This window comes from Variovorax sp. LjRoot175, assembly GCF_964253805.1.
Classification (GTDB): domain Bacteria; phylum Pseudomonadota; class Gammaproteobacteria; order Burkholderiales; family Burkholderiaceae_C; genus Variovorax.
Window position 1 is genome coordinate 1,268,795 of sequence record NZ_CAXURY020000001.1, and the last position, 12,619, is coordinate 1,281,413.

At 67.7% G+C, this 12,619-nt stretch carries 13 protein-coding genes; 8 read left to right on the forward strand and 5 right to left on the reverse strand.

Annotated elements, in window-relative coordinates:
* Positions 1–19: 19 nt before the first annotated feature.
* From ACSQ89_RS06400 to ACSQ89_RS06420, 5 genes are read right to left on the reverse strand one after another with little or no spacing between them, the layout of a single operon-like run.
* On the reverse strand, positions 20–778 hold the full coding sequence (locus ACSQ89_RS06400) for an SDR family NAD(P)-dependent oxidoreductase (protein WP_436293875.1): 759 nt from the start codon (positions 776–778) through the stop codon (positions 20–22).
* A gap of 12 nt (positions 779–790) precedes the next feature.
* Positions 791–1,834, reverse strand: coding sequence for a VWA domain-containing protein (locus ACSQ89_RS06405; protein ID WP_436293874.1), 1,044 nt, complete (start codon positions 1,832–1,834; stop codon positions 791–793).
* A complete protein-coding gene (locus ACSQ89_RS06410) occupies positions 1,831–2,826 on the reverse strand; it encodes a DUF58 domain-containing protein (RefSeq protein WP_093108970.1) in 996 nt (331 codons plus the stop codon). Before ACSQ89_RS06410 ends, ACSQ89_RS06405 begins: the two co-directional genes overlap by 4 nt.
* Positions 2,807–3,823, reverse strand: coding sequence for an AAA family ATPase (locus ACSQ89_RS06415; protein ID WP_093108969.1), 1,017 nt, complete (start codon positions 3,821–3,823; stop codon positions 2,807–2,809). The genes ACSQ89_RS06410 and ACSQ89_RS06415 overlap by 20 nt, the downstream gene beginning before the upstream one ends.
* A 34-nt stretch (positions 3,824–3,857) precedes the next feature.
* Complete coding sequence (locus tag ACSQ89_RS06420; RefSeq protein WP_093108968.1) at positions 3,858–4,838, reverse strand: S1C family serine protease; 981 nt, start codon at positions 4,836–4,838, stop codon at positions 3,858–3,860.
* 89 nt (positions 4,839–4,927) lie between these two features.
* On the opposite strand from ACSQ89_RS06420, the gene ACSQ89_RS06425 reads away from it, so the two are divergent.
* The 8 genes from ACSQ89_RS06425 to ACSQ89_RS06460 all read left to right on the forward strand — a co-directional run bounded on the left by ACSQ89_RS06425 (position 4,928) and on the right by ACSQ89_RS06460 (position 12,616).
* Positions 4,928–5,788, forward strand: a complete 861-nt coding sequence (locus ACSQ89_RS06425; RefSeq protein WP_436293873.1) for a TatD family hydrolase — start codon at positions 4,928–4,930, stop codon at positions 5,786–5,788.
* A gap of 124 nt (positions 5,789–5,912) precedes the next feature.
* On the forward strand, positions 5,913–6,287 hold the full coding sequence (locus ACSQ89_RS06430; protein ID WP_093108966.1) for a hypothetical protein: 375 nt from the start codon (positions 5,913–5,915) through the stop codon (positions 6,285–6,287).
* A 64-nt stretch (positions 6,288–6,351) separates the two neighbouring features.
* Positions 6,352–6,873 (forward strand): DNA-deoxyinosine glycosylase, encoded by a 522-nt coding sequence (locus ACSQ89_RS06435; RefSeq protein WP_436293872.1) that lies wholly within the window; start codon positions 6,352–6,354, stop codon positions 6,871–6,873.
* Complete coding sequence (locus ACSQ89_RS06440) at positions 6,873–7,634, forward strand: spermidine synthase (RefSeq protein ID WP_093108964.1); 762 nt, start codon at positions 6,873–6,875, stop codon at positions 7,632–7,634. Before ACSQ89_RS06435 ends, ACSQ89_RS06440 begins: the two co-directional genes overlap by 1 nt.
* A 2-nt stretch (positions 7,635–7,636) precedes the next feature.
* Complete coding sequence (locus ACSQ89_RS06445; RefSeq protein WP_093108963.1) at positions 7,637–9,424, forward strand: GspE/PulE family protein; 1,788 nt, start codon at positions 7,637–7,639, stop codon at positions 9,422–9,424.
* Positions 9,425–9,542: 118 nt separating this feature from the next.
* The gene (locus ACSQ89_RS06450; protein WP_436293871.1) at positions 9,543–10,031 is read left to right on the forward strand and encodes a tripartite tricarboxylate transporter TctB family protein; all 489 of its coding nucleotides are present in this window, start codon (positions 9,543–9,545) and stop codon (positions 10,029–10,031) included.
* Positions 10,032–10,044: 13 nt separating this feature from the next.
* The gene (locus tag ACSQ89_RS06455; RefSeq protein WP_093108961.1) at positions 10,045–11,559 is read left to right on the forward strand and encodes a tripartite tricarboxylate transporter permease; all 1,515 of its coding nucleotides are present in this window, start codon (positions 10,045–10,047) and stop codon (positions 11,557–11,559) included.
* A gap of 85 nt (positions 11,560–11,644) precedes the next feature.
* The gene (locus tag ACSQ89_RS06460) at positions 11,645–12,616 is read left to right on the forward strand and encodes a Bug family tripartite tricarboxylate transporter substrate binding protein (RefSeq protein ID WP_436293870.1); all 972 of its coding nucleotides are present in this window, start codon (positions 11,645–11,647) and stop codon (positions 12,614–12,616) included.
* The last annotated feature ends 3 nt before the right edge of the window (positions 12,617–12,619 follow it).

A 12,619-nucleotide genomic window follows, 5' to 3' on the forward strand; every position in this document is an offset into this window, starting at 1 on the left:
GCGGGCGCCTCGCGCCGCCTCAGGCTGCGATCGAGTAGCCGCCGTCGACGGGGATTGCCGTGCCCGTCACGAAGTCGGAGGCCTTGCTCGCGAGAAAGACCGCGATGCCGGCCAGGTCCTCCGGCCGGCCCCAGCGCCCGGCGGGCGTGCGCGCGTTGACGCGCTCTTCGAGGCCCTGCACCTGCGCACGCGCGGCGTCGGTCAGCTCGGTGCGGATCCAGCCCGGCAGCACGGCATTGACCTGGATATTGTCCGGTGCCCATGACGCGGCCAGCGCGCGGCTCAGCTGCACGATGCCGCCCTTGCTCGCGCCGTAGACCGGCGCATAGGGCGCGCCGAAGATCGACAGCATCGAACCGATGTTGATGATCTTGCCGCCGCCGGCCGCCTTGAGGTGGGCGTGGGCCGCGCGGCAGCACAGGAAGGCGCTGGTGAGGTTGGTGTCCATCACCATGTGCCATTCGGCCAGCGCGAGCTGGTCGGCCGGCTTGCGCACCGTGGTACCGGCGTTGTTGACCAGGATGTCGAGCCGGCCGCAGCGCTCGGCCACCTGGTCGAAGAGCCGCTGCACCGAGGCCTCGTCGGTCACGTCGGCCGACAGCGCGAAGCTGTCGCTGCCGAGGGCCTTGAGGGTTTCGACCGCGGCGGCCGATTTCTGCGGATTGCGCGCTGCAACGATCACGCGCGCCCCGGCCTTCGCCAATCCCTCGGCCATGCCGAGTCCGATGCCGCCGTTGCCGCCGGTGACGAGCGCGGTCTTTCCTGTCAAATCAAACATCAGTGAAGGCGGCTACAGGATTCTGTTGAACCACAGCAAAGAGAGTCCGGCTGACAACAAGGCCAGCACGGCCGCGCCGAGCGCGAACAGCGCCGAGATTTCGGTCTCCTTCTTCTCGACCGTGAGCCTGGAGCTCAGCGTGTTGTAGACCTTGGTGAGGTCTGCCGCGGTGCCTGCGTAGTAGTACTCGGCCTGCGTCTTGTTGGCGATCGCCTTGAGCGTTTCCTCATCGAGGCGCACGCGCATCGACCAGCCTTCGAAGCCGATGGTCTCGCCGTCGACCGTGCCGATGCCCACCGTGTAGACGCGCACGCCGCGCTCGGCCGCGACCTTGGCCGCGTCGAGCGGGTCAACGCCGGTGGTGCGCTGGCCGTCGGTCAACATGATGATGGCGGCCGAGGTGTAGGAGCCGGGCGCCACCGGCGTGAATTCCTTCTGCGGCGCCTTGCCGGCCTGCTCGAGCGGCACGCCGCGCTGGCGGCTGCTCTGGGGACCGAAGTTCGAGATGTCGATGCCCGCATCCGGGAACAGCGTGGCCAGCGAAACGACGATGGCATTGCCGGTGGCCGTCGCGCGCTGCAGCTGGAAGGAGTCGATGGCCGTGACCAGGTCTTCGCGGTTGGTGGTGGGCAGCTGCGCGACATTGGCGCTGCCCGCGAAGGCGACGATGCCGACCTTCACGTGCCGCGGCAGCTCCTTCAGAAAGCTCTTGGCCGCTTCCTGCGCAGCCACCAGCCGGTTGGGCAGCACGTCGGCCGCGCGCATGCTGCCGGACACGTCCATCGCCAGGATGATGGTCTGCTGGTTCGAGGGCAGCACCACCACCGCCATCGGCCGCGCGGCGGCGATCAGCATCGCGACCATCGCGAGCAGGAACAGGAAGGGCGGGATGTGGCGCCGCACGCTCTGTCGCACGCCCATCGCCTCGCGCACGATGGACAGGCTGGCATAGCGCAGCGCCAGCTTCTTCTTGCGGCGCATGAGCCAGGCATACAGCAGCACCAGGAGCGGCGCCGCCAGCAACAGCCAGAGGAATTGAGGCCAGAGGAAGTTCATGCCGCCACCGCCTTCGGGTTGGACGACCCGGCGCGCACGCGGCGCTTGCGCATGTCGGCAAAGCGCACGATGGCTTCCACCAGATCGTCGTTGGTCGAGAGTTCAAGCGCGTCGACGCCGACCTTGGCCAGCGTCTCGCGCAGGGTTGTTTCGCGCTCCGCGGCGACGCGGGCGAAGCGCTTGCGGAAGCTCGCGTCGTGCGTGTCGACCCAGAGCTGCTCGCCGGTCTCGGCATCGGTGAGCGGCACCAAGCCGAGGTCGGGCAGCTCGAGCTCGAGCGGGTCGAAGAGGCGCACCGCCACCACCTCGTGACGCCGGACCAGCTGCGCGAGCGGGAGCTCCCAGCCGGGCTCGCTCAGGAAATCGGACACCACGAACACGGTCGAGCGGCGCGGCATCAGCACCGCTGCCGACTTGAGCAGATCGGCCAGCCGGGTCATGCCCTTCTGGGCCGGCGCGTTCTTCTTTTCCGCGCGGCGTTCCATCGAATGCAGCAGATGCAGCACGTGCCGCCGGCCGCTGCGCGGCGGGATCACCGCCTCGACGTCGTTGCCGTAGACCAGCGCGCCGACGCGGTTGCCGTGCCGCGTGAGCAGGCGTGCAATGACGCCGACGAAGCCGGCCGAGATCTCGCGCTTGGCCTTGCGGCCGGAGCCGAAGTCAACCGAGCGGCTCAGGTCGAGGATGAACCAGGCGGCCATCTCGCGGTCTTCAGTGAACACGCGCACGTGCGGCGTCTGCAGGCGCGCGGTGACGTTCCAGTCGATGTGGCGCACGTCGTCGTGGTGCTGGTACTCGCGCAGGTCGGCCAGGTCGAGGCCGGTGCCGCGCATCAGCGTGCGGTAGTCGCCCTGCAGCAGGCCGTCGAGCCGGCGGATCACCGTCCATTCGAGCCGGCGCAGCGTGCGTTCGGCGGAGCCCGCCGCGGCCTCGCCCGCGAGTCGTTCGTCGTTGGCGGCGCGCGCGCGCCGGCTAGGCCACCAGCTTTTCATGTTCGAGCGGCTTGGCTGGCGCGGGTACGGCCCGCATGATCTTGTCGATCAGGCCGTCGGGCGTGAGCCCTTCGGAGAGGCCTTCGTACGACAGCGTCACGCGGTGGCGCAGCACGTCGGGCACCAGCGCCGTCATGTCCTCGGGCAGCGCGTAGCTACGGCCGCGCAGCAGCGCCAGGGCGCGCGCGCCTTCGGTCAGGTTGATGCTGGCGCGCGGGCTGGCGCCGAAGGTGATGAAGCGCCGCATGTCCTTGAGGCCGTGCCTCTCGGGCGTGCGCGTGGCCGACACCAGCCTGACCGCGTACTGGATCAGCGAAGGGTCGACATAGACGCGCCGCGCTTCGGCCTGCAGCGCCGCGAGCTGGTCGGTGGTCGCGACCGGGCTGGCCTCGACCGGGGCGCCGATCACGCGCTCGACGATCACGAACTCTTCCTCGTCGGTCGGGTAGTCGACCAGCACCTTCATCATGAAGCGGTCCACCTGCGCCTCGGGCAGCGGGTAGGTGCCCTCGGTCTCGATCGGGTTCTGCGTCGCCATCACGAGGAAGGGGCGCGGCACCTTGTGCGACTCGCCGGCGATGGTGACCTGGCGCTCCTGCATCACTTCGAGCAGCGCGCTCTGCACCTTGGCCGGGGCGCGGTTGATTTCGTCGGCCAGAAGCAGATTGGCGAACACGGGCCCCAGCGAGGTGCTGAACTCGCCGGTCTTCTGGTTGTAGATGCGCGTGCCGATCAGGTCGGCCGGCACCAGGTCGGGCGTGAACTGGATGCGCTTGAACTGGCCGCGCACCGCTTCGGCCAGCGTCTTGACGGTCAGGGTCTTGGCCAGCCCGGGAACGCCTTCGACCAGCAGGTGACCACCCGCCAGCACAGCGACCATCACGCGCTCGAGAAAACGGTCCTGGCCGACCACGACGCGCTTCACCTGGTAGAGGATCTGCTCCATCAGCTCGGCGGTGGAAGCGGAGGCGGAGGTCGGTTCGTTCTCTGTGCTCATGCTTGCTGCTTTCGGTGAGGAATCGGAAAGACCATCAGAAAGGCGGAGAGCCGGCGGCCGAGGCCGCGTTCTCGATCGGCACTGCAAAACCGATGCCAATGAAGGTGCGCTGCTGGGTCGGGTTGAGGATCGCGGTCACGATGCCGAGCACCTCGCCGTTCATGTTGATGAGCGGCCCGCCCGAATTGCCGGGGTTGGCGGCGGCGTCGAACTGGATCAGGTTGCCGAGCTCCTGCTTGCCCTCGGGCGAGCGGAACGAGCGCTTGAGGCCCGAGACCACGCCGGCCGAGACCGAGGGGCCGATGCCGAAGGGAAAGCCGACCGCGACCACTTCGTCGCCGGGCTGGAGGTCGGCGGTCGAGCGCATCGTGGCCGGGATCAGGTCGTCGGGCAGCTTCTGCGCCTGCAGCACGGCGAGGTCGTTCTCGGGCTGCACGCCGGTGATCACGGCGGGCGCCTCGAGGCCGTCGGCAAAAGTGACCTTGATCTTCTCGGCGCCGGCGACCACGTGCAGGTTGGTGAGGATGATGCCCTTGTCGACGATCACCACGCCGGTGCCGACGCCGCGCTCCACCTCGCCCGGCGGCTCGTCGGCCTCGGGCGGCTTGCCCTTGGCGACGTTGTTTCCGCGCTTCTGCGTCTGGGCTTCCGGCGTCTTCTTTTCGGGCCCGTAGCCGACCACCCGCACCACCGAGGGACGGATGATCTCGGCCGCCTTGGCGGCCGGCGAGGGCAGGGTGGCAGTCTGCAGCGTGCGCAACACGGCGGCGTCGATGTCCTTCTGCGTGTACTGGCGGATGTTCTGGCGCGGCCACAGCGCGATGCCGGTGGCCGATGAGCCGACGCAGAGCGCGAGCAGCAGCGCGAAGCTGCGCCGCCCGGGCTGCCAGCGCGGCGCAGCGGCGGCTGGCGCCGCTGCGGGCACCTCCGAGTCATCGGACGCCTGGGGCGTGCCAGGCTCGGCCGCGTCCTGCGGCGCGCGGGGTGAGCGGCTGTAGAAAGCAGGCCTGCGCATCGGGGCACCTCCGGCAAAAAGTCGACGCTTGACAGAGGCACGGTAGCACGCTTTCCCCGGCCGTGCATGCGTTCGGGCATCATCGGCCGATGGCCGTCTTCGTCGATACCCATTGCCACCTCGATGCACCGGAATTCGGCACCGAAATGGCCGCAATCCGGGCACGCGCGGCCGCCCGGAACGTGGCCCTGTGCGTGATTCCGGCAGTGGCGGCCGCCAACTTCGCAACAGTGCGCGAACTCGCGCATGCCCAGAACGATGCCTACGCGCTGGGCATCCACCCGATGTGCACCACCGAGGCGCAGGACGAGCACCTGGCGCTGCTCGACGCGGAACTTGCCGCGCGCCGCGACGATCCGCGCCTGGTGGCGGTGGGTGAGATCGGGCTCGATTTTTTCGTGCCCGGCCTGGACCCCGACAAGCAGGAGCGCTTCTTTCACACTCAGTTGCAACTCGCGCGCAAGCACGGGCTGCCGGTGATCGTTCACGTGCGCCGGTCGGTGGACAAGGTCTTGAAACACCTGCGGCAGGTCGCGCCCGGCCAGACCTGGCAGGGCATCGCGCATGCGTTCAACGGCAGCGCGCAGCAGGCGCAGGCCTGCATCGATTGCGGGCTCAAGCTGGGCTTCGGCGGCGCCGTGACCTTCGAGCGCGCATTGCAGCTGCGGCGTCTTGCCGCGACGCTGCCGCTCGCGTCGATCGTGATGGAAACCGACGCGCCCGACATCCAGCCGCATTGGCTCTACCGTACCGAAGCGCAGCGTGCGGCGGGCGAGGCGCAGGGTCGCAACGAGCCGGGCGAGCTGCCGCGCATCGCCGAAGTCGTGGCCGGGCTGCGCGGTATCACGCTCGACGCGCTGGCCCAGGCGACCACGCGAAATGCCGTTTCGGCACTGCCGCGTCTGTCCTCGCTGATCGATGCGTCGGCGGGCATCCCGCAGCACGCGTAGGCCAAGTGCCCGACTTTCGCGCAAGCGCGTTCACGACGTTGTCCGGGTGTCATCCTTGGGCTTCGAGTGTTCGTTGCATGCCAGTGGCAAGTTCGTCACTCCAACTCATCAAAGGAGCTTTCCCATGAACAAATCGTCCATTCGCACCTTGCCCGCCGTGCTGGCCCTGGCCCTGGCATCCATCGGCCTGTCGGCCGCGGCGCAAACCCAGCCCGCACCGGCGGCACCGGCGGCTCAGGAGCCGACCATGACCGAGAAGGCCAAGGAAACTGGCAAGGACGCCGTCGACGCCACCAAGCGCACGACGAAGAAGGTGGTCGGCGCCACCGAGCGCGGGGTCAAGAAGGCGGGCACCGCCACCAAGAAGGTCGCCAAGAAGACCGGCAATGCGGTGGCGACCGCTGGCCACAAGACGGCCGACGGCATGCGCACCGCAGGCAAGAAGGTCGGCGAGAAGGTGCCCGGCACGGCAGAGCATGACGCTGCCAAGAAGCCCTGAGTCTGGGAATCGGGCTCTAGCCAAAAAACCCGCTTCGGCGGGTTTTTTTGTGTCTACTCCGCGCATGAAGAAAGCATCGCCTGCGCCGCCGCTGCGGCTCACCGGCCTCGATCCGATCGTCTCGGACCGCACCGTCGTACTGGTCCTCGGCAGTTTCCCGGGCGGCCGCTCGCTCGCCGAGCGGCAGTACTATGCGCACCCGCAAAACCACTTCTGGAAGATCTTGCAAGCGATTTGGCCCGACCACCCGCTCCCGGCGGGCGCAGACAGTTATCCCGCCCGCCGCGCCTGGCTGCTCGAGCGCGGCCTCGGCCTCTGGGACGTGTACGCCGCCTGCGAACGCGAAGGCAGCCTCGATTCGGCGATCCGCAACGGCGAGGCGAACGACATCGCGGGCCTTGCGCTACTCAGGCTTGCCGCGATCGCGCACAACGGCGGTGAAAGCTTCAAGCATGCGCGACACACCCAGGGCCTCGGCGTGCCGGTCTACCGGCTGCCGTCTTCGAGCGCGGCGAACGCATCGTGGACCTTCGAGCGCAAGCACGATGCGTGGCGCGAGGTGTTCCTGAAGCACGGACTGCTCTGATGGCGGCGAAGAAAGCCGCGGCGCCTGAACTTCCGGAAGTCAATTTCTCCGACTGGGGCGATGTGCGCTACCTGCACCTCGGCACCGAGTGGGTGCAGGGCTCGATGAAGCTCGATGCGCCCTTCGAGATCGAGCTCGAGTACGTGCAGCGCATGATGGCCTGGCTGCTCTTCGTCGAAGCCGCGAGCGTGCGCAGCCGCCATGCGATGCAGCTGGGTCTGGGCGCGGCCAGCCTCACCAAGTTCTGCCGCAAGACGCTGGGCATGCGCACCACGGCGGTCGAGCTCAATCCGCAGGTGGTGGCGGCCTGCCGTGGCTGGTTCAAGCTGCCGGCCGACGACACCAGGCTGCAGGTGGTGGTGGCCGACGCGGCGACGGAGATCCGCAAGCCGCAATGGCAGGGCGCGGTGGATGCGTTGCAGGTCGACCTGTACGACCACGAGGCCGCCGCGCCGGTGCTCGACAGCGAAGCTTTCTACGCCGACTGCCGCGCCCTCCTGACCGAGGACGGTTGCATGACGGTCAACCTGTTCGGCCGCTCCTCGAGCTACGAGCGCAGCCTCGAGAAGATCGCCACCGCCTTCGGCGAAGATGCGCTCTGGGCCTTCAAGCCCACGCGTGAAGGCAACACCGTGGTGCTGGCCCAGCGCACGCCCAGCCAGCCGAAGCGCCCCGCGCTTGCCGATCGCGCCCAAAGCATCCAGACTCGGTGGGGCCTGCCGGCGCCGAAGTGGCTGCGGGTATTCAAACCATTGACCTGACCATGAGCGCTGTCTCTCCACCCAAGTCCGCCGCCTCCCGCCACGAAGGGCCGCTCGATCTGCGGCATCTGATCGAATGGCTCGCCAAGGACGGCGTGATCTCGCCGGTGGAGGCCAAGCGCACGCTGGCGCGCTGCGCGCAGGCCGAGAGCCGCCAGCATCCGCTGGTGCGGCTCGCGAATGTCGCGATGACGCGCGAGAGCGACGGCAAGCCGCTCGACCTGGAGATGCTGAGCCAGTGGCTCGCCGGCCGCGCCGGCCTGGCCTATCTGCGCATCGACCCGCTCAGGGTCGACGTGGGCAAGGTGGCCGACACCATGAGCGCGGCCTATGCGGAGCGGCACAAGGTGCTGCCGGTGCAGGTCACGCCCGCCGAGGTGGTGGTGGCGACGGCCGAACCTTTTCTCACCGACTGGATCGCCGAGGTCGAGCGCCAGGCGCGCCGCGCGGTGCGGCGCGTGGTCGCGAACCCAGTCGACATCCAGCGCTATACGGCGGAGTTCTTCTCGCTGGCCAAGTCGGTGCGCGCGGCGCAGAAGGCTGGCGGCAATGCGGGCGGCGCCAGCTTCGAGCAGCTGGTCGAGCTCGGCAAGAGCAACAAGCAGCTCGATGCCAACGACCAGAGCGTGGTGCAGGTGGTCGACTGGCTCTGGCAGTACGCCTTCGACCAGCGTGCCAGCGACATCCACCTGGAGCCGCGGCGCGAGCAGGGCGTGATCCGCTTTCGCATCGACGGCGTGCTGCACCCCGCCTACCAGATGCCGATGGGCGTGATGAACGCGATGGTGTCGCGCATCAAGCTGCTCGGCCGCATGGACGTGGTCGAGAAGCGGCGGCCGCTCGATGGCCGCATCAAGACCCGCAACATGCGCGGCGAAGAGGTCGAGATGCGGCTCTCCACGCTGCCGACCGCCTTCGGCGAGAAGATGGTGATGCGGATCTTCGACCCCGACACCGCGGTCAAGGACCTCGATGCGCTCGGCTTCGCGCAGCACGATGCGCAGCGCTGGGAGCAGCTCGTGACGCGCCCGCACGGCATCATCCTGGTGACCGGACCGACCGGCTCCGGCAAGACCACCACGCTCTACTCGACGCTCAAGCGTGTCGCGACCGAGGAGGTCAACGTGAGCACGATCGAGGATCCGATCGAAATGATCGAGCCCTCCTTCAACCAGACGCAGGTGCAGCCGCAGCTGGACTTCGGCTTCACCGAGGGCCTGCGCGCGCTGATGCGGCAGGACCCGGACATCATCATGGTGGGCGAGATCCGCGACATCGCGACGGCCGAGATGGCGGTGCAGGCCGCGCTCACCGGCCACCTGGTCTTCAGCACACTGCACACCAACGATGCACCGAGCGCGATCACGCGGCTGATGGAGCTCGGCGTGCCCAACTACCTCGTCAACGCCACCATGCTCGGCGTGCTGGCCCAGCGCCTGGTGCGCACCCTGTGCCCGCATTGCAAGGCGCCGGACGACAGCGTCACGCGCGAACAGCTCGGCGAGTTCGTCAAGCCCTGGCAGATCACGGGCTCGGTGCGGGCCTACAAGCCGGTCGGCTGCGTCGACTGCCGCATGACGGGCTACCGCGGCCGCATGGGTCTGTACGAACTGCTCACCGTGGGCGAGGGCTTCAAGGCGCTGGTCAACAAGGAGCCCAACCTCGCTGGCCTGCGCCGCCAGGCCGTGGTCGACGGCATGCGGCCGCTGCGGCTGGCGGGTGCGCTGCGCGTGGCCGAGGGCCTGACGACCATCGACGAAGTCTTGAGCGCGACCCCGCCGCTCGAGTAGCTTCGGCGCGGCCTCGCGACCCGGGATAACCCTAGGCTCTTGCTAGGTGGAATCCACATCAAGCTGACCACTGCCTGACCACACAATCCGCTGTTCGAATTTTTCGAGGGGACTGTTCGTGAAAATCAAGAGTCAGAAGGACTTCTTTGCGGGGCTGATGTTCACCATCGTCGGCATCGCCTTCGCATGGGGCGCGACGACCTACAGCGTGGGCAGCGGCGCGCGCATGGGCCCGGGCTACTTTCCGCTGATGCTGGGCATCCTGCTGGGCATCCTGGGGATCATCGTGATCTTCACGGCCCTCACCATCGAGACGGTGGACGGCGAGCCGATCGGAAAGATCGCATGGCGGCCGCTCGGCTACATCATCGGTTCCAACCTCATGTTCGGCATTCTGCTCGGCGGCCTGCCCAGCATCGGGTTGCCGGCCATGGGCCTGATCGCCGCGATCTACGCGCTGGTGCTGATCGCCGGCCTCGCGGGCGAGCACTACAGCCTCAAGTCGAGCCTGATCCTCGCCACGATCCTGGCCGTCGGCAGCTACCTGGCCTTCGTGGTCCTGCTGAAGCTGCAGTTCCAGGTGTGGCCCACCTTCATCACCGGCTGAGAGCAACGTCGCCATGGAACTCATCAACAACCTCTCCATCGGGTTCGCCGCGGCCTTCACGCTGCAGAACCTCATCTACGCCTTCGTCGGCTGCCTGCTGGGCACGCTGATCGGCGTCTTGCCCGGCATCGGCCCGGTCGCCACCATTGCGATGCTGTTGCCGGCCACCTACGCGCTGCCGCCGGTGGCCGCACTGATCATGCTCGCGGGCATCTACTACGGCTCGCAGTACGGCGGCTCGACCACCGCGATCCTGGTCAACCTGCCGGGCGAATCGTCCTCCGTCGTCACGGTGATCGACGGGCACCAGATGGCCAAGCAGGGCCGAGGGGGAGCGGCACTTGCGGCCGCCGGCCTGGGCTCCTTCTTCGCCGGCTGCGTGGGCACGCTGATCCTGGCCGCCTTCGCGCCGCCCTTGACCGAGCTGGCCTTCAAGTTCGGCCCGGCCGAATACTTCTCGTTGATGATCCTGGGCCTGATCGGCGCGGTGGTGCTGGCCTCGGGCTCGCTGCTCAAGGCGATCTGCATGATCGTGCTGGGCCTGCTGATCGGCCTGATCGGCACCGACGTGAATTCGGGCGTGGCGCGCTACAGCTTCGACATCCCCGAACTGACCGATGGCGTCGGCTTCATCGTGATCGCCATGGGCGTCTTCGGCTACGGCGAAATCATCTCCAACCTCTCGCGGCCCGAGGAAGAGCGCCAGGTCTTCACCTCCGAGGTGCACCACCTGTGGCCCACCAAGGAAGACTTCAAGCGTATGACGCCGGCGGTGCTGCGCGGCACCACGCTGGGTTCCTGCCTCGGCATCCTGCCAGGCGGCGGTGCGCTGCTGTCGGCCTTCGCGGCCTACACGCTCGAGAAGAAGATGAAGCTCAAGCCGGGCGAGATTCCCTTCGGCAAGGGCAACATCCGCGGCGTCGCAGGTCCCGAAGCGGCCAACAACGCCGGGGCGCAGACCTCCTTCATCCCGCTGCTCACACTCGGCATCCCGCCGAATCCGGTGATGGCGCTGATGGTCGGCGCGATGACCATCCACAACATCCAGCCCGGCCCGCAGGTGATGACCAGCAACCCCGAGCTGTTCTGGGGCCTGATCGCGTCCATGTGGATCGGCAACCTGATGCTGATCATCCTGAACCTGCCGCTGATCGGCATCTGGATCAAGCTGCTGTCGATCCCGTACCGCTGGCTGTTCCCGGCCATCGTGCTGTTCTGCGCGATCGGCGTCTACTCGACCAACAACAACACCTTCGACGTGTGGATGGTCGCGATCTTCGGCGTCATCGGCTACGCCTTCATCAAGCTCGGATGCGAGCCGGCGCCGCTGCTGCTGGGGCTGATCCTCGGCCCGATGATGGAAGAGAACCTGCGGCGCGCGCTCTTGCTCTCGCGCGGATCGTGGGCCGTGTTCGTCACGCGCCCGATCTCGGCCGGCCTGCTCGTGGCGGCCGCGCTGATGGTCGTGATCGTCTTGCTGCCCGCGGTGAAGTCCAAGCGCGAAGAAGCCTTCGTCGAGCCTGATTGACTGGGCTCGCCGAACAAAAAGGCCGCCTGAGGGCGGCCTTTTTGTTTTTCAACTAGGCTCTGCCTCCTCGTCAGAATCGATGCCCATGAAAAGAATCAACTTCCTTCGCGCGGCTGCGATCGTGCTGTGTACGGCAGCCATGCCGACCGCCTTCGCGCAGGCCTATCCCAGCAAGCCCATACGTCTCATCGTGCCCTTCCCTGCCGGTGGCGCCACCGATCTTTTTGCACGCACCCTGTCGCAGAAGATGGGCGAGAAGCTCGGCACCACGCTGGTCATCGACAACAAGCCGGGCGCCGGCGGCGCGATCGGATCCGATCTCGCGGCCAAGGCGCCGGCCGACGGCTACACGCTGCTGCTGGCCACCACCAGCACGCATGCCATCGGACCCGCGATCAACGCCAGGCTGCCCTACGACACGGTGCGCGACTTCACGCCGATTGCCCACGTGGGCGATGCGCCGAGCGTCATGCTGGTGCCCAACAGCTCGCCGGCGAAGACGGTGCGCGAATGGATAGCGTACGCACAGAAGAATCCCGGCAAGCTCAACTACGCATCGAGCGGCAACGGCACCATCGTGCAGCTCACCACCGAGTTGTTCAAGTCGCAGGCCGGGGTGTTCGTCACGCACATCCCGTACAAGGGCACCGCGCTCGCGATTCCCGACCTGATCAGCGGCAAGATCGACGTGCTCTTCGATTCGCTGCCCACCGGCATGCCGCATGTGCGCGACGGCCGGCTGCGCGCGCTGGGCGTGACGACGCTGAAGCCCAGCCCGCTCGCGCCCGAGTTGCCGGCCATCGCCGAGGTGCTGCCGGGCTTCGAATCGAACACCTGGTTCGGGCTCTACGGTCCCAAGGGCCTGCCGGCGGACATGACGGCGCGCATCAACAAGGCGGCCAACGAGACGCTCGCCGATCCGGAAGTGCGCGACAAGTTGTCGAAGCTAGGCATCGCACCGACGATCGGCACGCCCACGCAATTCGCGAGCATGGCGGCGCAGGACGCCGCCAAGTGGAAAAAGATCATCACCGAACGAAAAATCACAGGCGACTGAGCA

Excerpts from the sequence above, each read along its gene's own strand:
- ACSQ89_RS06455 (WP_093108961.1), top strand. The coding sequence starts at position 10,045 with ATGGAACTCATCAACAACCTCTCCATCGGGTTCGCCGCGGCCTTCACG.
- ACSQ89_RS06445 (WP_093108963.1), top strand. The coding sequence starts at position 7,637 with ATGAGCGCTGTCTCTCCACCCAAGTCCGCCGCCTCCCGCCACGAAGGG.
- ACSQ89_RS06440 (WP_093108964.1), top strand. The coding sequence starts at position 6,873 with ATGGCGGCGAAGAAAGCCGCGGCGCCTGAACTTCCGGAAGTCAATTTC.
- ACSQ89_RS06410 (WP_093108970.1), bottom strand. The coding sequence starts at position 2,826 with ATGAAAAGCTGGTGGCCTAGCCGGCGCGCGCGCGCCGCCAACGACGAA.
- ACSQ89_RS06460 (WP_436293870.1), top strand. The coding sequence starts at position 11,645 with ATGAAAAGAATCAACTTCCTTCGCGCGGCTGCGATCGTGCTGTGTACG.
- ACSQ89_RS06405 (WP_436293874.1), bottom strand. The coding sequence starts at position 1,834 with ATGAACTTCCTCTGGCCTCAATTCCTCTGGCTGTTGCTGGCGGCGCCG.
- ACSQ89_RS06415 (WP_093108969.1), bottom strand. The coding sequence starts at position 3,823 with ATGAGCACAGAGAACGAACCGACCTCCGCCTCCGCTTCCACCGCCGAG.
- ACSQ89_RS06425 (WP_436293873.1), top strand. The coding sequence starts at position 4,928 with ATGGCCGTCTTCGTCGATACCCATTGCCACCTCGATGCACCGGAATTC.
- ACSQ89_RS06400 (WP_436293875.1), bottom strand. The coding sequence starts at position 778 with ATGTTTGATTTGACAGGAAAGACCGCGCTCGTCACCGGCGGCAACGGC.
- ACSQ89_RS06435 (WP_436293872.1), top strand. The coding sequence starts at position 6,352 with ATGAAGAAAGCATCGCCTGCGCCGCCGCTGCGGCTCACCGGCCTCGAT.
- ACSQ89_RS06430 (WP_093108966.1), top strand. The coding sequence starts at position 5,913 with ATGAACAAATCGTCCATTCGCACCTTGCCCGCCGTGCTGGCCCTGGCC.
- ACSQ89_RS06420 (WP_093108968.1), bottom strand. The coding sequence starts at position 4,838 with ATGCGCAGGCCTGCTTTCTACAGCCGCTCACCCCGCGCGCCGCAGGAC.